Source organism: Methylobacter sp. (genome assembly GCF_023227905.1).
In the GTDB taxonomy this organism is placed as follows: Bacteria; Pseudomonadota; Gammaproteobacteria; order Methylococcales; family Methylomonadaceae; genus Methylobacter_A.
The window spans coordinates 90,719-113,481 of the sequence record NZ_JALOCF010000002.1; the positions used below are offsets into that span (position 1 = coordinate 90,719).

Here is a 22,763-nt window from a genome sequence, read left to right on the forward strand (position 1 = left end):
CAGGCAGTAACTGTTAACGGTTAACCGTCTTCCTTGAATATCTTCACTACTAGCATCGGTTTCATTAAAAGGATTTCAGATTAAATAGCCTCAAACTTTCACTCACATAAAACCTCTACAAGCACATCGGTTGCCCATCGTTCACCATTTACAGCCTGTGCTCTTCCGCAAACATCAGACATGGAAACCAATTGATAATCTACGCTATCATCAAAGTCGAAGTAACTCTCAGCGAACTTCTCAAATTTTATATTCCAATAATCAATTCCTTGATCGAGTCTGACTTTTATTGCCTTGCCTGAGTCTAATTTAATAATTAGTTTCCTATGGTGAGGGATATCTCTCACACTATCGAAAATATTCATTATCACAGGGGCGCCCAGCTTTTTACTCATCCATTTCTGAGCAAAAGATTCAAATTTATCTCGGCTTGCCCAATCATGGTGAGCCCGGTTTCCATTTCGCTCTTTCGGCTTAAAAAGTGTATTGACAGTTAAGGCGTTACCATTCACATTCTTATCAAAGACTGGCTTAAGTAAAGCGCTTAAAAGCGTTACAGCGGCTGGGTTCTGAATATATCTGTCGGAATAAATAACCTCTGTTACTTTACCGTTCTCCCATAAAGCGCTTAATTCTTCATGTTGACTGTTGATATGCTCCCAGAACCTGTATCCAAAGCTAATTAGAGCGCCATTAAGTTCTGAGACGATTTCGATATCGAAAACCAATGATTCAGCTTTAGTCATCCAGCGAGAGGCATCAACTTCTGTTAATTCTGCTAAATCAGCCGCTTCGGTTTCAACTACCATCTCACCCCGCTGATGCCATGAAGAACCTGGAATCAATGCATCAGAAAACTTCGAGCCAATTGTGAAAACAGCTCCCTCTTTTACAACTTGCGCAACGATAGGGTTGCTGTCATCAAATGAGCTTTTGACAATACCAGCCCCAACAACGGACAGACGATAGAGATCATGTTGGAGGTCAGTATCTTGCGGCTCAAATCCTAGTACCAAATCAACCTTTACATTATCTTGTAAAAGATAATTGTGAATTGCTCTTCGAAACTCTGGAGCGAGCAGATCCCATTCACTTTCATTTCCCTTAAGCCACAATACGAGACGTTCAGCACCTTCATTAATATGCCTACGTAATACTTCTTCAACTGAACCAGGGCAGTATTTGGCGCCAGTTAACAGCTGCTCCTCTTCGGGCAGCTCCACATAACGAGCAAAGTTAGTCCCAAGCCATTCCAAAGCTAATTTACGGTCAAGCAGGTCGTGATCATGACGGGTTTGGGAGTCAAGTAAACACTCGCTGCAAGCTGTCTCACAGTGACTACATCCTAGTTGCTTTACCATAGCCACTAACAGCGATTCAATATGAATCGGGGCGCTAGAAGCGAATCCTGCTCCACCACTTATTATGTCATACAGTTGAATAACCCTGGCGGCAAACCCGTTTTCTAACCGGACAGGACGAGTTGCATAGCCAAGTTCGGAAGTTGAAATACCCAGAATCCCAGAAAGCGCAGACCGAAATGCGACCGCTAAAGTCGTCGCTATTTTCTTGGCTTCTTCTGAACCATCAGCGAGGAACTCTCCTGACACAGGATGGCGAAGCACCAATTCAAAAACATCAGTGTAAGAGTAGGCTCCCAGCACTAGATTTGGAACAAGACTTGCTGAACCTTGGCATGGTAAACGTCTATTGTTTCCATCTTTGTCTTCCTTGCTTGGACGAGGGGGAAAGTGACTATTTGATGGGGATAATGCCGAAGGATAATCTTCAGCTGTTACCATAGACTCTGCTCTTCCACAGGATAAACAAAACGCATAACCATGACCAAATTCACCTGAGCTATGATGGAAAACTTTCCCATTCACGCCATAAATCATATAGCCAAGTCGAGGATTTGGAAGAGGCACTTTATTCGCCTCAATGAATACCCAAGATGCTTCGACGGGTATAAACTTTTGATGCTCTATATTATTTGATGCGCTTGCATATGCATCCGTCACAAACCCAGCCGGCTGCATGACTTTTTTAATATTGGCGATCTTTATAGGTTTCCTACAGTCGTCATTTGTACAGACACGTTCTGCGCTTCTATCAACGCCTTCTTCGTACCCAAGCGTGCCACAACTATCACATCGCCAAGCGATATCTAATTTCTGCGCTTCATTTATGTTGCCATTAAGATTATGCCAATGCAGCGACACACCGGCTGAGCGGAACACTCTTCCATCTAAAACAATTTCCGCTCCCGGAGCGTATTCACGAACCGCGATTGCAAGGTTTCGGGATGGCAATCCTTTATATCTTGATACATTATCATCGCGGTCTTTCTTAGAGGGCTTATTTGTATCCCTATCTCTGATGTAATCTTCAATTGTGAAGTTATCGAAATTCACAACGTCTGTAGGGAAACCATACCCAGGCAAGAATGTACGAGCAGCCAGATCACGCAAAAGATACTCATCACAATGACGACTTTTCTCCATTTGTATGCGCTTTAGATATGGGCTATTAGGTTTGGCATTGCGTTCTTCGGCAACAAGATAACGGTAGTCCTCAAGCCAACGCGACTGAAGCTGTTTAATTTTAACAACGGTTTCCGACCGTAACTGAAACGACGAGAAGCCTTGTAAAGCTGTACCTCTAACCAATTCATTTATAGCTTCGTCCAAATCTGAAATTGCTTTTTGGAGCCAACTAATAAAACGATCACAAATAGAATCACTATGGTCATCATTAAAAAACCATTGGGTATCAAGATTGGTTCTTTCAGTTTTAGTTGTCCCTACTTCTCGAGATAAATAATTTGCCAACATGAAAGAATTGACATGTCTTTGAACTACCCTTGCAGAGTTAAGCGCCACCGCAGGCGCAGGTATCACTGTTTCAAATGGCCAAGATGGGTTTGCAAAGACTTGCTGGTCGTGCGGATTGCCCTTACACAGAGTGTAAGCCAGCGCTCTTGATTCCTTGCTACGCCCTGCTCGCCCAGCACGCTGTAAATAGTTGGCAGGGTGCGGGGGAACATTATTCATAACTACGGCAGAAATACCGCCAATATCCACTCCCATTTCCATGGTTGTGGAACAATTGAGCACGTTAATTTGACCTTTTTTGAACATGTCTTCGTAGCCTTCAAGACGCTCCGAAGACTGTTGTGCCGAGTGCTCAGCAGTACGATAATAAAATCCCCCTTCGACCGCCCTATCATTAATATCCGTCCACAGATTTTGTGATCTTAAACTTTTAATTGTCTCGTTACTACTAACTAACTCTCTAACTTTTTTCAATCCTGGAGCATAATCCTCTTGTGAATAATCTAAGTCCCAAATTTCTGGCATCCTTACCTCTGTGACCTTGAAGTGTTTACGATCCTCGTCTGTTAGAACTTTGAAATCAATATGGGTAGGGAGATAGGGGGTTAACCCTTTAAAAGCAGTATCCAGCAATTTATTTGTTACCGGGCAAACAAATGCTTTATCGATTAACGAAAAGGTCATTTGTTCTTTTGTTAAATAGAATCGATTCCCGTCCGACTTTAATACTCGATTACTCTCGGTTAGTTGCAACCATGCTTTCCGTAACCAAAGATTCACTCGGTCAACATCACCTTTTTTTGTTGGGTCAAGATTGGCTGCCAACAACAGCATTTTTATTAATCGGTGACTATAACTTCCATTACGAATATTCGGCCATCGTTTTATTTGATTATCATCAGCTTCTTCTGATGCTGAGTTACGCAGCATTTTAGGGGAGAATCGAGTACCAATCCATGCGCGCCAGTCTTCTTCCAATTGAATAAAACTATTTTCTCTGACATAAAAATCGAGCGAAACTTTTAGGAAATCTCTCCAGTCGTCCAAAGTGAGTCCGCTGTCTTCCCATAAATCTGGGGAAGAAATTATATGATTCAGACCAGTATAATCGACCTTAACCAATCCTTGAGTTTCAAGACTGTTCTGACGTTTCGGTCTACGCATAAACTCACGAAACATTAGCATTTCCGCCAGTTTTAAAGGGCCATCATTTTGCTTGAAAATTTCCGGTTTATGGTATTGGTTGTAGAGCAATATCGATTTTTTAATGTCTGTTTTTTCCTTTAGCTCATCTGCTAACTCTTTCCAACTTAATGGCTTCAATACTATGCCGACTGTTTCGCCTTTAAGTTGTCTTACCTTTAGTTTAAGCCTCTCTGCTCTCTCTTTTGAATCCTGGGCTTCAAGCGGCATTCCCCAAGATCGATAATCTTCAGCATCTTGCTCAGCTGATTGGGCGGCTTTTAAAAGTTTCTCAATATCAGCGTTTTCGTTTGGTTTTTCATGCTGGCTTTTTTTGTGGTGCTGCTTCAATATTTCAACAACTAAACCTCTTAGGCTGCTTCGCTCTGCTTCCTGTTGCATACGCACCGCCATGCGTGCTGTACCTTGCCGGCTGTCAGTAAATGTGATCAGCCGGCGCCCCTGGCCTGGCAATGATTGTGGCCCATGCCCTTTTTGCCCATCTTCGTTGTTGAAATCAGGGCAATATTCCAAGACAGTAGGCACTGCATTCGCCACATAAAAGGGAGAACCCAAGAGCGCTCGCCGAAAAGGAAAAGCCTTCTTGCTGCCCTCATATTCACAACCGGCCTTACTACAAACTGCCTCGCCATCGTTCATGCCAAGATGCACAGTTTCTTCTGATTTTGCAAGAAACTCAGCACTATACATATCAAGCTCAATGGGGATAAAACCTACATCTTCGTTGGGAACCGAAGATAAGATCAGTGGGGTTTTAGTAGAGAGTACGGAGGCCCCTTCGTCGAAATCCGTTTCCTCCCTATACTCCGACTCACTCAACAAAGAAAACTCATCTCCTCCAGATGCATCCCACTGTATCAACTTGCCCCGTTTATCTCGAGCTAGCAAATGCGGTTCATTACATTCATTACAGAAGCTCACCTCAAAAACAGGACTGCCACAGTGACAAGTTTGCCGCTGGCTCACATATACATAACCGAAGGGCCATTTATTTTGTAAGGGCGTGTTCTTTTTTGCCTCACAATCTTTATTAAAACAAGACCAAAGTCCTTGAATTGTCCGCTGAAAAAAATGCGCTCTAAGCCTCAAAAACGCGGGTTCATTTTCGGATGGTTGAGTGCCTGTGCAAATATCCAGCCAACGCAGAGTCTTGGCTTGAGATAAGCTACTGCCTAATCGTTGATTAAGTTCATTGGCAATTTCTGTTAGTTTTAACGGCTTAGGTGTACTCACTGAAATTTCCCTAAGCGCCCTAGCTTCTGGTGAGTGTGTCAGCATTTGGTAGCGTTCAGGATGAATATGTGGCTCCTTTGCGTTGGTAACCTGCATCGCTTCCAAATCACCCAAATCAACAGAGATATTTTTGCTATTAGGCAGCCCCGGAATAACTCGATTTCCTCCCCAAACATCAATTCTTTCAACAGGTACGCCCGATAAATCTGAAAGAAACTTCTTCAACTGTTCTTCTGCATCACCACCCGCAATTGTTGCAGAGGTTGCCACAAAGCGAACCTCTTTGGGGCTCACACCAAAGGCGTGCATCACTCGGCGCAACTGCAATGCCAGCTCTGCTGCCTGCGAGCCAACATAGGTATGAGCTTCATCTAATATTATCCAACGGAGAGACTTTTCTTCCCGAGATTTTTGTATAATTGATGCGTCAGTTTGGCGCACCATTATGTACTCTAGCATGGTGCCGTTGGTGACTAGGATGGGAGCCGGTTCTCTCCTCATCAGTTCACGAGATAAGATCTCATTCGGCTTTATAGCCTGCTCACTCCTAACTTTCGAATGAAGCTCTTCTGTTTTACCGTTGTAAAGGCAATAACGGATTCCTTTATCAAAGGACTGTGTCCAAGCATTTAAACGCTCTCGTTGCGAGTTGATCAGTGCATTAAGAGGATAGAGAAACAATGCCCGCACGCCAATCAGTGGCTCGTCGCCGTTGTCCTTATATTCTCGATAAAGGTCTTCAAGCACCGGGACCATAAAACATTCTGTTTTACCAGACCCAGTACCACTGGTCACAACTACAGAGTGCTTTTTCTCAAGCAAAGATTTCCAGCTAGCAAGCTGATGCGTAAAAGGTTTCCAGTTCGCACCGAAACGATAACGACCGTGTTGATTACCATCAAGCGATTCTACAACTGCCTTACTTAAAAGCTTCTCTTTGGACGCTAATTCTTGCATCGTAACGTCTGATCCTTGCCAGCCAAACATTTGCTCAAACACAGGCGGGGCAAGAAATGATCCATCTTTCCCGCATTCAGATCTCATAAGACTAGTTAAGTGATCGCGCAGCGCAGGGTTTGTAATACCCAAAACACTCAATGTAGCTTCGGTTGAACGTGATAAAGATTGCTCTACAAGAGAAGAAAAATACTTAGACATGGAATTCCAATTCCTTATTTGTTAATTTATTATTTGCGGCAAAACGAAGCAGCGAATACTGATACACATGATCAAACCACTGGCTATCGAAATCTCTCACCAGTCTTAAAAAAAATATTGCATTTGCTGAATCAACGAAAACATCTTCGAATTTAATTTTCCCTACTGATATAGCAGCAGCAAACACGGGTAGATATACAACGGCATTGCGGTAGTCCATTTCAGGTTTGAATGAAACGGGACTTTCTTGTTGGGATAAACACCAATTTTTCAAACGACTGCCGCCGAACTCTGGCCAACTATCATCCCGTCTCGACCGGATCAGATCCTGATACCAATTGGAAACAACATGTTGCATCGCCGATTCTGGTATTTGGGTCTCTTTGGGAAGACAACCTTCATTGAGCCACTGTTGTATATTTCCGTTGTATGATGGAATTGCCTCTCCGAGACGTCGATACATTTTTTTTATAACCTCGGGTACGAAGTCCTCTCTTATACCCTTCTGCAATAAGTAATACTTTAATTTATCCGCTGCGTTTTTTATCTCTAAAATTGGAAACAGCTCCCATATAAAAGGAAACTCAGCCTCAATACGGGAGATAAAATCGACAGACATTTCAAACTTAAACATAGCCATTGCCAAGGCGGACGGGATTCTCACCAAGGCACGCCAAACTTCAAAAGTGGACAGCGGCAAATAACCGTAATTGTCGTATAAAGCTCTTAAGAATTGCCAACTGCTGTGAGCAGGATTCAACGCCATTGCATTCAATACTGCCTGGAATGAATTCGAAGCCGATGTAGGAGAGAACATTAACACCGCTTTCTGCAAATTGCGTATCTCTCCAATACGCTCATACTGTTCTAGATTTCCCGCTAAGAATAATGGCCGAAACGCAACAGATGAGCTTTTTTGAGGAACAATTAACCAAGGCCCCAATCTGTCAATTATATCTGGTAGTTCAAATTCACCTGTGGCAACACCTTGTGTCATGCGAGAACCTAACTCGATTGGGAGACGCTCGGGCTCACTTAATAGCATGAGCATGGGCTTGGGTAACTTGCCACGCTTGCTGATGTTAGTTGATGAAACTAACAATCGCCGACTAAGATCAAGCTGCATTTCAACAGCATACCTACCAAAACGACAAACAATATTATTGTCGATAGTCAGTTCAACGAGTTGATCGATCCCTGTTTGTAGAGAAAGTAAGTTCTCTATCTGGTCTTTCAGGTTAAAGAGATTTACTTCAACAGGCTTATCACAAACTTTTACATGCCATGTATAGCACGCCTTAGAGGCCGTGCCTCCCTTCAAGCTCAATTCCATCCTGTACTTAGTTGTTGATTGTTCTGCCCGTCCGAATAAATAAACACGTCCCCCCAAAAGATCTGAGACGGGTAAGGATTTTGGTAAAGGTTGTTCATCTTTATCAAATGCTAAATAGCCCGATGCAGGAAAAGGTAACTCAATGCGAATTGGATCACTTTCGAGATTAGGGGTTATAAGCACAGATACATGTGCTGGGGGTATCCCGTCCACTTCAAGAGATAGTTCCGTATGGTCATCATGTCGCACACGCCTCACCGCAACTTGGGGCTTATCCAGTTTATAAAGACACGGAGCTTTGGAATAAAACAGAATACTCCCTTGGTTAGGCTGCTCTCCGTTCTTTAGCTTAATTTTAAGATCAGCCGGTAGGATCCCGATACGTTTGCGAAGGAGCGTTATGTTTTCATTATTCCGAACTGCCAAATAGTGACATCCCAGTCGCTGTTGCAATGAGCACGCATCAACTGCTTTGCCTGAAAGAAAGATATATGCCCCTTGCGCGCCAAAAGCCGGATCAGAACTAATGAATTCCACTGTAGGTACACCTAAAAATGTGAGGCTTGGCGCACTAGGCCATTTTAAAACATTACCTTTCAAGTCAAGCGCTAGACCTGCCGAGGCCAAGTCACCTGTTCGAATACGAAATGTTTCCTCAGTCGCTACGTTGACAACACATTGCCCCTGAACCTTAACAGCGCGACAATTAAGACATTCATCGTACTGGGTACAAACGCCCCCCTCTACATCAATTTCCGAGTTACTTGGTAGTAAAAGCAATACATCAGTGCATTTCGTTCTAAAGCTAGCTTGCCCACAGAGTTGCCAACGCTCGTCTACAGACTCAAAACCAAGCGGTATTTCCCCAACTGTCACCGCGGTATTTTGAATAGGAATTTCGGCGAATACGGAGCCTCCATATAAAGCGACGAGAGTCAGTCCGTCGCTCGGCGATTGTCGCTTACATCTAACAAGACTATGTTTCAGGCGAATTCTGGCTCTTTTATGTTCTAAAACAGCGTAACCGGCTCCTAAGCTGACCAACTGTTTTTCTGCTTCACAAATTGCGAGTTCAAAGCGGCATGAAGGTGGCTCACCGTCCAGGTTGAATGTCACCTCTTTGGGAAAAGTAATTTCTGTTTGAAGAACATCGCTGTTTTGGTTGGTAAAAAAATGTGTACAGTTCCAATTTCTCTCAGCTGCTCTTCGCGGGCGCGTATTTTTTGAAGCTGAATGGAGTAAGCCATTAAGAAACTCACTACCCGTTTCTTCATCAAGAGGTATGGGGAAACGTTCACGCCATTTTGGACTAACTGCATCAAGCTCGCTCACAGGCTCATCTTGTTTGTCTAGCCCGTACAAATGAACAATGGAGACTAATTCATCCGCCATTTGCGCAACCAACTCCACCGACGTATCTTCCGAAAAAACTTGAGGAAGCCCCGCGTGTTCAATCAATTTGGTCACCAGCTGCCTTGTGGTATAGCCAAGAAGCTCGGCACTTTCGTATTGCTTAAGGATCCTAACAAATACTGATTGGAAGCGGCTTGTTGCTTGCTTAAGCAGACGAAATGGCAACCCCCCTTCGCTGAACACCGAGCCCAGAAAATTTCTCCGTTCCGACTCATAAAAGCGAACCGGACGGCCCCAGAAATCTTCGAGCCCTTTAGGTACAACCCGCCTCAACTCAACCGCAGAAAGTGAGAAGCCTAATGCCGACCATATCGGCTCCCAAGTCCAGCCGCAATCGCGCTCATATTCGCGCCGATACCACTCCGCGCAAAACAACGTGAAACAGGCATTTGCACTTTTATCGTGGGTGAAATTAGCCATATTGCCAAACTCTGATAGCAAACGCTTTAAATCACCATACTCCTCATTGCTGACATGATATTCATAAAGTGGACGCTGATCAGATTTCTTCAATGATCTTCTACTTAAAAAGGCAGTGAGCCATGAAGAAAATTTAACCACTGAAGCTTCTCTAACTGTTTGCGTGCTTGTTTCCATAAACTAATGCCATTCCTAGGTTGACTTAATGATTTGCAGAAAATACGAAGTATTGGATTGATCTTTTAGATATAGTGCTTGAATGGCAGCGGCGGCAGCTCGTGTGCCATTGGCGTTGCTGTCAGTATTTCTCCAACCTGATCGGCAAACCTTAACGTGACAGGCTCTCCATCTGCGTATACACAAGCATTAAAATTAACCTTCGTTAAGCCCAATATATCCTCCATAACGAGCTCCAGTTCTGCTTTTCCATAGCAGATTTCAATGCTCAAGGGCCGAGGAACTTCCCTGCCCGGATAGGTCATAAGGCGTGGTATATAACCTTTGGTCCACAGATAACCTTTGCGCTGATTGGCGAGCAATGCTATACCTCTTGCTACCGGCCGAGTTCCTGAACTGTAGAGTTTAAAAAGACCATCGTTTCGAATACGAATACTCACCACATTGGTATGATTTGATACTCCAGCCTGGAACCCTTCCCATTCATCTTGGTTGATCTTGGTTTTACCGTGAATAAAGAGCTCCTTTGGTGGCTCACCATGAGATCGTTCATAAGCATTAACGATCATCTCAGCTAATTGCTTGGCATCTTTAAAGGGCAAATGGAACTCTTTGGATGTTTCCGAATACCACGGTCCCATTGCACCTTTAAATACCAAACCATCGCCAGAATCGAGAAACATTTGGGCTCCACAACAGGCATTACCAGGATCTTTTGAGGTCATGTCTTTTTTAAATACAAGGCCAACATAACAGACGCCTTCCCGTACATTGGCTAACCGCCATGGCCGCCCAGATGATTTAAAGTAAGCGGTAGTACACAGATTCCATGCCACAGATGCCGGATCTTGTATCTGTCTAATTTGACGATTATTGATAACAAAGTCATCTGGAGCCAGTGTTGTTTCCCTTACAACCTGAACCACTTCTTTCGTGTCCAATAAACGTGCTTTAAGCTGGTTGTGAAAATTCAACTCATACTTATAAATCTCTGCATGCTGATGGTCTTCTTCAAAAAGCGAAAACTGTGTTTCAAGGATACGTGCCTGCTTTTCGTTCATCAGAATGGGTGAAGGCTGAGCGATGGACGTAGGAACCGACGATTTGGGACGCCCATACTTGTATACCTCTTCTGGCACCACGACAAACCAGATATCAACAGAAGACTCTTCTTCTCTTAAGTGACGGCGTATTTCATTCTCGTAGAGGCTAACTGTGTTGTATATCGCCTGATAACGGTCTTTTATGCGGATATTCTCCAGAATCTTTTTCTCGGTGATTTTTATCGTGCAAACAGGTTCAACTGGCCATTTCGCGCCAAAAATAGCTTCAAATCCTGGAAAAGGGGTATGGTGCGTAGCATCAACATTTGCTGAAGGAATGTAATGATTAATTGATTTAACCCATTTCTTATAACGCTCTATGCCTTTTGGCGAACCCACTAAGCCTATGCGTAACGATCTGGGCCTATCCGGCCCATCCAGCGGGCCGAATAGCATTAATCCATCTTTTGAGAAATCCAGCTGTTGCTCGAAACCAAAGCATAGTTGGGGTTCGGGAATGTAGATTAGTCGATTAGGCGAATTCATCGTCTAGTTCATCCTCTTTGAAGTCCTCTGACACATAATTATCCATATCATCATCCACAATTTGCTCTAAGTCCGAGCCGAGAACAATACTGACAGGTGAATCAAGCATGCTTGGGCGTGAGGCTAATACGACCTTTTGGTTAGATCCAACACTAAGTTCCAGAAACTCATTACCTTCAGATATGAGATGCAGGTAAACCAACAACATATCCCGCCAGCGGTCATTCCACCAACTCTTACAGAATCCACGACGCAAACGGTGCATTCTTTTATTATCAGACAGTGGATTTCTCCCATCCTCAGTGAAAACAACATGAGGCATCAGAGTAAGCTTGGGCTGTACTCCAAAGCTTGTTTTAGCTTCAATAGCAAAATGCCAAAATACCTGGTTCTTACCACTGTAGCCTATTAGGCTGCGACGGCGCTCCTCGCCATTAATATCGGGAAACCTCCGCTGACCGCTATATTTTTCGTCATCAGGAAAAAAGAACGCCTCTTTCCCACTGGCCATGGAATAACAGTGCAAACCTCGTTTGCGCATTTCTTTTGACCAGGCGTCGGCGATCATAAAATTTAACTTTTTAACGACCTCATAGCTTTCAAAAAATGGATAGTTTGTCGGCTCACCCTTAAGAGTAGAGTTGATATTTAAAGTCGGAACCGCACTTGGAGACTCCCACTGATAGAGCTCTTCTTTCATATCCGACAGATTGCAAAAGGAAGAAAAAAACGTTGCATATTCAAACCAAGGATAAGGGAATCTAACAAAACGCTTCTTGTATTGATCCGGCTTGAGAGGAAGCCGATAGAAATTTAGCTGCTCCGGATAACTCATGATCTCTAGCCAATTGGTCACAGCTTTATCTGCTTTTTCCACTAACGAGGTCTGTGAACCAGTTTGGCTGCGTATGAATGCCCCAATGTCTATCTTGTCATTTGGATGTTGTGGCACATCATCTCGTTTAAAGCGCTCGATAAGCCGGCTAAACCCATCCGCCCATCCGTTCCTAAATGGGATGATATTTCGATCCGAAAACCCATAAGGCTGATTGGAAAACGATGAATCGTCAATAATGATGGGAATAATGAAATTTGGTAGTGAATGGAACTTCTCGGCTTCGAGAGCGTACTCCACTTCTCGCTGAACACCGGGTTTGCTTAGCGAGGTTCGCGTAATAACAATAATAAACTTACAGGTGTAGTCTGAAATAGCCTCTTGTATGTCATCCCAGAACATTTCGCCACCAAATAGTTGGGTTACATCAGACCATACCTGATAGCCTGCTAGCTTTAACCGTGTAGAGAGCCAAAGTGTAAATTCGTTATCATCAGGCGTAGCATGGCTGATGAAGACGAGCTCTCTGAGTTTGGTAATACTCATGGTCATAGCGTACCAGCGAAGGCTTTTTGACTGAGGGATGAAAATAACTCTTCAAAGCCTGTTTGAGTCAATTGAATAGAATTCTTGATTTCTATTACCTTTTTTTGAATTACAGAATATTTTCTCTGCAATTGAATTGGGGGAAGATATACGGGAAGTTCCTTGATAATTCCCATGTTAAGGCCGTCCATAACAGCTCCTTTCGCCGTTCTTAAGAAGTAATCCTTTGAAACAGGGTGCATTAGAAAATAGGAATGAAGAAACTCGGGGGTACATTTTTCTTTATCGAGAGTGATGCAACATAAATGTTTTGTGTTTATCGCCGTTGGACAATCATCCGGGACAATTGCTGTTCTACCGCATGTTCCCATTATTGTGATAAGAATGTCGCCTGGACGAACGGTATATCTTTTTAACTCCTGATATTTTTCTTCAGAGATATATCTTGGTTTAGCCCAGCGAAATGTATTGGAAACGGCGTTATCAATTCCCAGTACAGCGATCCCATCGTCGGTAAATTCACTGTGTAATAACTGACTACCAAAAGGCCCTGTTCTTATGCTTCCCTTTTCGTCTAATGCCAATTTCTCTGCAGGCACTGGCTCCCATCCATTCGTCACGGGATCACCAAACATATCCAGAAATACGGAACGCAGGAATTCGTCGGTGAGTTGAATGGCTTGCTGGCGTTTGCGACGGATAGCATCGGCTTTGTCGAGGATGGCGACGATGCGTTTTTGTTCGGGTAAGAGAGGAAGGGGGATTTCAATATCCTTTATACCTTTTACTGATAAATGTTTAACTGTAACCGCAGGAGTTTCAGAATGAATTTTTAGTAATGCTTTAGGAAGAAAATGATACAAATATCCCTGATCTAGAGCCCCCCCCTTAGCTGTAATCTTACAAACCCGCTGATTGAGTAATGCGCGACCACCAGACCAGCGTTCACGATTAAAATCTCCGTCCATTCCCACGAGAAGATCACCATCTTCAATAATGAAGTCTTCAGAATATTCACCAGAATAATACGTGGACGATTGCCCCCCAACTACATCCCTTATTCGAATCAGAGGCAAACCTTCGCCATTCTCATTAAAAAAAGAAGACTTGAAAGCAAACCCAGACAGAATATCTACATGTTTATCTAATATAGAGACCGGCCAACTCACAGCATCTCCTCCAACTCATCCAAATCCGCCATAATCTCCTTTTCCAAGTCCTTGAACTTCTTCAAAATCACTTTGGGGTCTTCATATTCCACTTTCTCATGCACCGCTTCTTTGTAGCGGTTAATGGATAGGTCGTATTTGTTGTCGGCAATGGCTTTGGCATCGACGACAAATACTTTTCGCGTTTTATCACCAAAGACATCTTCGATTTCGGCTACCGGAGCGTTCGCTTCAATTAGTGAGCGGTATTTTTTCCACTGCGTAATGGCATCGGGCAAGTCATTACCGCCTTTGCCTTTAAGCGGTGTACGCTTGTCGTCGAGCGAATAACCATCCGCTTGCAGGTCGTAGAACCAGACGCATTCGGTGTTGCCGCCCTTGGTAAATATCAGAATCGCAGTGCTCACTCCGGCATAGGGTTTAAACACACCACTAGGCAGACTAACGATGCCTTCGAGCTGGTTATTGTCGATCAATTCCTGCCGCAGTTGCTGGTGAGCGTTGGAGGAGCCGAACAATACGCCATCGGGTACGATCACCGCCGCACGGCCGCCAAGTTTCAAGGTACGTAAAATATGCGCGACAAACAATAATTCGGTTTTTTTGGTTTTCACCAGCCCCAAGACATCGGGATTGGTGTTGGTTTCGTCCAGGCTGCCTTTGAACGGAGGGTTCGCCAGAATCACATCAAAAAAGTTTTCTTCCTGCCGGGGAAAATGCTCTTTAATCGATTTGCTCAAAGAATCCTGATATAGAATATTCGCACCATTGACTCCATGCAGCGCCATGTTCATGCTGGACACGCGCAACATAGTGGTGTCGAAATCGAAGCCCCAAAACATATGCTTGCTGATGTGGCTGCGGTAGGGTTCGAGCAAGTCTCCGGTGTAATGCTTATTGCCGTCTTCGTCTTCGAATATTCCAGCATTACTGGAATGCTTACGGTTTAAGTATTCCATGGTGCGCGCAAGAAACCCTGCGGTGCCGCAAGCCGGATCGCAGATCACCTCGCTCGGTTGTGGATCGATCAGCTCGATCATGGCATCGATGATATGACGCGGTGTGCGGAACTGGCCATTAATACCGGCGGTGGTCAGTTTACTGAGCAGATACTCGTAGATATCGCCTTTAACGTCGCTTTTCGTAAGCGGCAGTTCATCGACCATTTCGATGGCGGACACCAATACCGACTCGTTTTTAATTTCCAGGTCGGCATCCTGCATGTATTCGCCAATATGGCCCAGTGCTACCCGCGCACTGCCTTCGGTACCCAGAGCGTCGTCGTCATCAAATTTCTGGCCCAGCTTGGCAAAGTAGGGGTAAACATTGTTTTTAAGGTGCTTGTGCAGTTCTTTACCGCTGAGGTTTTTAAAGTTTTTCCAGCGCAGCAGTTGACCTTCTTGGGTGTTGGGGAACAGGCGGTCAAAGTCTTTACCGGTCCGTGCCGCTTTGCGTTCGGCCACCTCTTCTTGCATGTCTAGCATGCGTGCAAAGATGAGGTAACTGATTTGCTCGATCACGGTTAAAGGGTTGGTGATACCCCCGGTCCAGAATTTTTCCCAGAGTTTGTCGATATTGTTTCTTAATTGGCCTGTTAGCATTCGGGTTTACTTCTCTTGTTCAATCGTTAAAAATTCATTTTCATCACCGGTCTCATCTTCCGCTTCGGCAAGCACCGGTTGCAGTGCCTGATCCTCTTCTTCAATGGGCTCAATAATGAGCGATAGCCGCTCAGTTTCAAAGTCCATATGCGCTGGCTCTAGCTGAGGCAAGGATTTACTGACTTTGGCAGAAAGTTGACTAAATCGATCTATCTTGCCATACAGCCCTTGCTGGCCCGCCAAGGCTTTTACGGTATTGTTGTAATGGTTACTGGCGGTATTGAGCGTGCCACCCAGCTTGCTTAGGCGCTCTGCTACTGTGCACACCTGATTGTAGATTTCCCCGGCTTTTTCACCGATCTCGCGAGCTTCGGCATTGCTCCGCTCTATCATCCACAGATTCGATACTGTGCGTAAAATTGGGATGAGTGTGGTATGGGATACCAATACAATGTTCTTCTTGTAGCCGTATTCGAACAGATCTTTATTATTCTTTAATGCCTCAATATAGGCCGGTTCGATAGGCATAAACATCAGCACAAAGCTGGGGCTGCGCATTCCGACGAGGTTGGTGTAATCCTTGGAGGCCAGATCATCAATGTGCTTACGTACCGCTTTGACGTGCTCAACCATTGCCAGTTGGTATTCTTCTGGTGATTCAGCGCTGACGGATCTATCGTAGGCCAGCAAAGATACCTTACTGTCGATGATAATGTGTTTACCGTCTGGCAATTTGATCAGATAGTCAGTCTGCTTGTTTTTCCCCTCTGCGTCTTTAAACGAACTTTGCACTTCATAGTGAGCATCTTCTATTAAGCCACTCATTTCCAGGGTTCGACACAGCTGTGCTTCGCCCCAGGCGCCGCGCTGCTGGGAATCTCCTTTGAGCGCCGATGTCAGGTTGTTGGCCTCTTTACTCATTTGCAATCCAATGTCGAGCACCTTTTTAATTTCAGCATTCAGGCTGGTGTTCCCCTGGATTGACGCATCATGGACTTCGTTGATACGTTTTTGGAAGCCTTCTATCTGCTCGCGGAAAGGTTTGAGCATGTTATCAATGCTAGCCTGGCTGGTATGGGTAAAGGTTTTTCCTTTTTCTTCAAAAATTTTGTTAGCCAGATTTTCAAATTCTTTGGTTAATGATTGCTTGGTTTCGGAGAGCTGGGCCATTTGCTCTTTAAAGTGCTCCTCCCGCCTCTCCAACGTGGTTTTTAGTTCGGTATGCTCATTGCTAAGATCTTGATAACGCTGTTGTAACTGGCTGTATGCTTCAATTTGTTCTCTGAGCTTACTTTTATGTTCAATCAGCTGTTCGCGAGCCTCTTTTTCACCCGTTTCTAACGCTTTAGATTTTTTGCCTTCTTGCGCCAACTCATCTTTTAAGCGATTGACTTCTTTACGCTCTTCTTGAAGCGCATTATCAATCATTTGCAGACGTTCACGTAATTCCTGCTGTTGTTCACGCGCCTCTTTTTCAGAAGTCTCTAGCGCCTTGGCTTTTTTACCTTCCTGCGCCAATTCATCTTTTAAGCGGCTGACCTCTTTGCGTTCATCTTGCAGCTGAATATCTATTTGTTGCAGTCGATTGCGTAGGTCTTCTTGTTGCTTGGTTAGCGAACGTACATCGGCCTGCGCGGTTTCCCGCTGCTTTTCAGCTTCGTGGTGTTGTTGGTTGAGTATTTCCAGTTGTTGACGCAAGGCCTCACGCTCGGTTTTAGCTTCGGCTTGCGTTTCTGTTAGACGTTTCTCCAGACTCAGACATTTATCCTGTGCAGCTGATATTTGTTGCTCCAGCTTGCTTTCGCTTAATGCCAATTGATGATTTTTGCTTTGTAGCGCATCCTGTTGTGCTTGTATGGAAATAAGCTGTTCAGTGCTTTTGCTCAGCTCCTGCTTTGCTTGCTCCAGCAAACCGTTCAGCTCGGTATTGCGGCGGCTAAAGCGAAGTGTCGCTGCTAGATAGCCAATTACTGCCACGGCAATCATAACAACGCAGAAAATGGCAGTAAGTTCAGTGGTCCATTGAATGGCCGGCATGTGTCCTCCTATATATTTGCTAGCTGCGCGTCAGCGCTTAAAAATGGTTTTAGCACTTCGATCAGATCGTTTACATCATCCGGTTTAAATACCCCATCGATACCCTCATGAGAAATACTGTCGAAGGGGGGCTCGTAGAGTTTTTCCACCACGATGGAACCATGCTGGGCGATATAATTTTTTAGCAAGTTCATAAAACGCACTTGCTGAGCTGTAAGGTTGGGATGGTCGTGCAAAAAGCTCTTGAAGAGGTCTTCTATCGCTTGCGGGTCGAGGCCAACCAGCTCTCTAACCGTTAGCTGCAATTGGTCTGCGGTGCGTCCGTAAAAATCGTTAAGCACTTCCAAACTGACTCCCGGGTGGCTGGTGAGTATCGTCGATGTGAGTGACTTTAGCTCTGCTTCGGTGATGGCTTCGCCCTTGTGTATTTTTTGCAGGGTTGGATTCGCAGCGATCATATTATCCAAAATGCTTTTCAATCGTCTGCGGTAGATCATCGCTTCGTTAGCGCCAGCAATTTTGACTTCGCGGTCTGTCTCTCTTACCCCCGTGTCACCGGTTTTTGTGGCAGGCATAGCATACCCCCCTCCACCACCCAATTGCCGGTATTTCATAATGCCGCGCAATTCTTTACGGGCGGTTTCGAGTTTCTCAATGCTGGGTTGCTGCCAGAATCCGGCACTACGTACCTCGGCAATAACCGTGTCTTTTTGACGCACTGCTTGTATGTTGACTGCTAGTTTGTCGAGCTCGGCCAGCAATTGATCACGGCCGTCATCAAAGCAGCTGGCTTGATTAACCAAGCAACTTTCGATGTTGGCGATGAGTTTATCTAACGCGGTAGCGTGCTTGTCTCGCAAAACTCTAGCTGACATTAAGGGCGCAATCGTATTCACCAGCAGGTGCTGAGTTTTTGCATCCAGCGTTTTTAACAAATCAGTTTGTTGTAATTGATGCACTACGCGCAGCTCTCTCTTAACAGCAATACTGGTATCTGGCAGATCATTGACATCTGCGCGCATCAGTTCGACGGCCACATCGAAAGCTTGTGCATTGTTATGTTTAAGCGCTGCTTGAGCAAGTTCCAAGCGCGCCTCAAAGGTAGTTTGTAATAGAGACTTGCTGCCCGTGTCTTCCGGTTCCTGATATTCTTCTTCGAAAAAATCGAAGTTCCCATAATGATCAAAGATTAAAAACTCGGTTTTATGCTTGCCTGGACCAAACAAGTTTGGGCGCAAGCGCGTACCACGGCCAATCATTTGCCAGAATTTCACCCAGGATCTGACCGACTTAGCAAAGACCAGATTGACCACTTCGGGCACATCGATACCGGTGTCAAGCATATCGACCGATATCGCAATGCGAAACTCGTTGTCGGCCTTTTTGAATTCTTTAATCAGGCTATCCACCTGGGGAATCGCATTGTGAATCACCTTACACACCTTACTGCCATACTGAGGGTAGAGTTTGCAAAAGAGCTTTTCCAGGTGCTCGGCATGTTCTTGGCGTTGTGCAAAGATGATGGTTTTACCTACTAACGAGCCTGTTTCGTCTTTAATGCCGTTGTTGATGAGGTTTTCCAGAATGATACGGTCGGTATCTTCGCTAAAAATTTTACGGCCGATGTCCTTCCCGGCAATGGTAGTCTTTTTAGCTTCTTCTTCGCCAAGATCTTCTTCCAGTTGTCGTTTTTGCTCTTCTGTTAGATCGTTATAATGAATCCCGTCGCGCAAAAAATCCGTGGTTAGATCTTTGACTCGAAACGGCACCAAATAAGGTGGCTCATTATTGATAGCTGCATCGAGGCCAAACTCGAAGGTGGGATTGGTAGTTTCACAATCGAACATATCGAAGGTGTTGCGGCTAATGAACTTAACCGGCGTGGCGGTGAGTCCCACTTGCAACGCGTCGAAGTAATCAAACAAATCACGGTATTTGTTATAGACACTCCGATGACTTTCATCGGCTATGATGAGATCAAAAAAGCCGACATCAAGTTGGGTAAAACGATTCATCATGCCTGGATAGGTCGCGATATAGACGCGAGCTGTTTGATCGATTTTATTGGTTTCACCAATAATGCAGCGTGGTTCGCTGGGTAAATTTTGTTTAAAGGCTTCGTCAGCCTGGATACGCAGCTCTTTGCGGTCACATAAGAACAAAACGCGCTTAGCCCAGCCTGTACGTAACAGAAGTTCGTTCAAAGCAATGGCCACACGAGTTTTACCGGTTCCCGTTGCTTGAATGATCAATGCCTTGCGGCGCTGGCTCTGAAAATGCGCCGCAACCGTTTTAACCGCTTCGATTTGATAAGGACGATCGGCAATGCTCAGTTCGGGATTGAATTTTTCGAGTTCAGCACTACGGTAATGGCGTTGATAAATCAAATAGTCCAGGCTATCTTTGCTATAGAAGCCATAGACTGGACGATAGGTGTTGTACTGGTGGTCATCCCAGATAAAGGTTTCATAACCATTGCTATAGAAAATAACCGGGCGCTGGTAGCCCATATGTTCAAAAGCATCAGCATAAAGCCGAGCCTGTTCTCGCCCCGCTTGTAGGTTGGTATTACCTGATTTTTTCGCTTCAATGACTGCCAAGGGCTGGCTATCTCCCCAAAGCACGTAATCTACGTAACCTTTGCCTGATTTATTATCTGGGAATGCAACTTCGAACTCTTGCCCAACCTGTTCTGGATTATGAATATCCCATCCAGCTTGCAATAACATGGCATCGATTAGTAAGTCGCGCGTTTTGGCTTCGTTCCATTGCAGGCTGTCGGCCACCTGCTGGCTTTGTTGTTTCCTCTTTTGCTGATCCGGCTTGGCGGGAGTTTCCAAACGATCAATGTTTTTGGTACGTTCACGCTCAAGCGCCTCCATAACGCGCTGCAGTTCGTCTTGTTGTTTTTGCAGCTCCTTTTCATAGCTGGAAACCGATTTTTGCAGCTGGGTTAGAGTAGCGGTAGGGTCGTTGATATCCTGAAAGGTAAGAATATCGTCTTTCTTCTTGCCGTAATATTTAATCCCCATATACATGGCAAGCTGATGCGCTGTACCCAAAGCCATATGCGCGTTACGAATCTCGCCTTCAGCGCCATGCGCGGTATCATTACCTTGAATTCGCAAGAAATTGATCTGATGAATAAGCGATTTACTAACGCAATCTTCAAAGACTGGATTTTTGATCAGCTCATAAAAGCTAGATTGTGGCAGTCGTGGTAGCTGTTCTTCTTTGTAGATCGTTTTAGTAAGCTCTTCCGCGAAACCTCTTAAACGCGTCAATGCACTACCTGGATCAACATGTAACACCGCCTCGGCCAAGCCGCCTATGTTAGCTAGCACGTCATTCTGTGGTCGAAGAAACTCAAAATTGATAGATTTCATAAATATTATTCTGTCCATACCGGCTTTAAAGCGAAAACCGTGCCAATGTTTATTTCACATCGTGCTTTTCTATCCAGTTATTTAATGTTTGATAATTTTTCAGCCCAAGCATGGCCGCAGCTTTACTTTTATTACCGTGATTTTCCTTGAGTGCACGCTCGATATAATGCGCACTCACTTCCTTTAAAATTTCGTTAATATCAATCCCTTGCGATATATCTCGCTCAAATATCCCATCTCCAACCGGCCGGGTTCCAAGCAATGCATCGCGAATGTCCTCCTCCGACAAAAGCTCACCTTGTTGCCATAAAGAGGCTCGAAGAATGGTCGCTTGAAGCTCTCGCACATTTCCCGGCCAACTGTGATTAGATATAAATTTTATTGCACCAGCAGAAAATTTTTTATGTATATAGCCAGGGGACTCACTGGCATCTTGGTTCACTTTTTCCAGCAACTTTTTTGCAAGAAGAGGCAAATCACCTTTCCGCTCACGAAGCGGAGGAAGAGTAATCATACCTATGGCTACTCGATAGAATAAATCTTCTCGAAATCTGCCCTTAGCAATATCGTCAATTAGGTTACGGTTAGTTGCTGCGATAATACGCACATTGACTAGTTTCTCAGTTGTAGAGCCTACTGAAGTAAACGTTCCTTGCTGAATAACTCGTAAAAGCCTTACTTGTGACTCCAGAGGCAACTCACCGAACTCATCCAAAAATAAAGTGCCTCCATCAGCCTGTTCAAAATATCCTTTTCTTGAATCATGGGCTCCGGTAAACGCACCTTTGGTATGACCAAATAGCGTTGTATCAATCAGATCTTTCGGAATTGCACCGCAATTTAGTGTGAGTAACGGCTTACCTGAGCGGCGACTCGCATTATGAATTGCCTTGGCAAAGAGCTCTTTTCCTGTCCCAGTTTCCCCATAAATCAGCACCGGAACGTCTCGTTGAGCGATGATCGCTGCTTTCTGTTTCAGAGTTTCCATAATACTAGATTGCGTTAATATATCCGCAAACGCGGCAGTATTAGGCGTTTGTCCTGAAAACAGGTCTGAGAATTTTGCGTCGGTCCTTTTTGCTAGCGCCGGCAAGAAATCAGCAGCAATATCAAACGGCAAATCTGGTTCAGACACTCCCTGTTCGATTGATGACTGCACGAACTTGGTAGAGTATTTGGCTTTACCTAACAAAATTGAAACGGCCGTCATTGACGGGGTACCCGACGTTATTTGAATAGTGAACTCAGCGTTTGAATACGAACTTTGCGCTTTCTCTAGCATCGAATCAAAGGCTCGATATATATCTCCAAAATGAGTCGGATCTGATAATGCAACCGGATTCTTTACAATGGTTACATCAAAGCGCTCTTCAATATGCCGGATATATGAGGTTATCTCAGTTTCCGGTTTATCGTATATCAGATACAGGACATCATATCGCGAGTGCCCTAAGATACTTTCTAACGGCCCTAAACGCTCCTGATTTGCTGCCTCACGAATATCCGCGTTACCTATCCATGAAAAGAGCAATCTATTTTTCATAAAAAATTATATTAGATGCGTAAAATTTATTATGCTCAGTATGAGCTAAAACGAAATATAGTCAATCCCAAAACCTTTGATGGAATGCTATATTGTTTATGGAATTAAATGAGAAATAAGAGTTTATCCGTAAATAAGTTGATAAAAGTGATTCCCCACGAATAGTGGACACATGCAAAAGCTAGTATTCTTCTTTCACGAGAGGTACTCGAATGAGCAAGAAAGTTACTGACAAGAAAGTCAGCTATATTACCCCTAACCCAATTTCAGCAGGAAGCTCGCTCGC

The 22,763-nt window shown here is 44.5% G+C and carries 9 protein-coding genes; all 9 read right to left on the reverse strand.

The window, feature by feature from the left end; all coding sequences use genetic code 11:
* Positions 1 to 98: 98 nt before the first annotated feature.
* Positions 99 to 6,428, reverse strand: a complete 6,330-nt coding sequence (locus M0R47_RS01210) for a DEAD/DEAH box helicase (protein ID WP_292549180.1) — start codon at positions 6,426 to 6,428, stop codon at positions 99 to 101.
* Entirely contained in the window at positions 6,421 to 9,771 is a 3,351-nt protein-coding gene (locus M0R47_RS01215; RefSeq protein WP_292549182.1) for an STY4851/ECs_5259 family protein, read from the reverse strand. Before M0R47_RS01215 ends, M0R47_RS01210 begins: the two co-directional genes overlap by 8 nt.
* 65 nt (positions 9,772 to 9,836) lie before the next feature.
* A complete protein-coding gene (locus tag M0R47_RS01220; protein ID WP_292549184.1) occupies positions 9,837 to 11,360 on the reverse strand; it encodes a hypothetical protein in 1,524 nt (507 codons plus the stop codon).
* Positions 11,347 to 12,741 carry a toll/interleukin-1 receptor domain-containing protein gene (locus M0R47_RS01225; RefSeq protein ID WP_292549186.1) on the reverse strand — a complete coding sequence of 465 codons (1,395 nt, stop codon included), beginning with the start codon at positions 12,739 to 12,741 and terminating at the stop codon, positions 11,347 to 11,349. Before M0R47_RS01225 ends, M0R47_RS01220 begins: the two co-directional genes overlap by 14 nt.
* 2 nt (positions 12,742 to 12,743) lie before the next feature.
* A complete protein-coding gene (locus M0R47_RS01230) occupies positions 12,744 to 13,910 on the reverse strand; it encodes a restriction endonuclease subunit S (protein WP_292549188.1) in 1,167 nt (388 codons plus the stop codon).
* A complete protein-coding gene (locus M0R47_RS01235; protein ID WP_292549190.1) occupies positions 13,907 to 15,511 on the reverse strand; it encodes a class I SAM-dependent DNA methyltransferase in 1,605 nt (534 codons plus the stop codon). Before M0R47_RS01235 ends, M0R47_RS01230 begins: the two co-directional genes overlap by 4 nt.
* Before the next feature lie 6 nt (positions 15,512 to 15,517).
* Positions 15,518 to 17,326, reverse strand: a complete 1,809-nt coding sequence (gene rmuC, locus M0R47_RS01240) for a DNA recombination protein RmuC (protein WP_292549192.1) — start codon at positions 17,324 to 17,326, stop codon at positions 15,518 to 15,520.
* Positions 17,327 to 17,556: 230 nt separating this feature from the next.
* The gene (locus tag M0R47_RS01245; RefSeq protein ID WP_292549194.1) at positions 17,557 to 20,934 is read right to left on the reverse strand and encodes a DEAD/DEAH box helicase family protein; all 3,378 of its coding nucleotides are present in this window, start codon (positions 20,932 to 20,934) and stop codon (positions 17,557 to 17,559) included.
* 49 nt (positions 20,935 to 20,983) lie between these two features.
* Positions 20,984 to 22,477 carry a sigma-54 dependent transcriptional regulator gene (locus tag M0R47_RS01250; protein WP_292549196.1) on the reverse strand — a complete coding sequence of 498 codons (1,494 nt, stop codon included), beginning with the start codon at positions 22,475 to 22,477 and terminating at the stop codon, positions 20,984 to 20,986.
* Positions 22,478 to 22,763 lie beyond the last annotated feature (286 nt).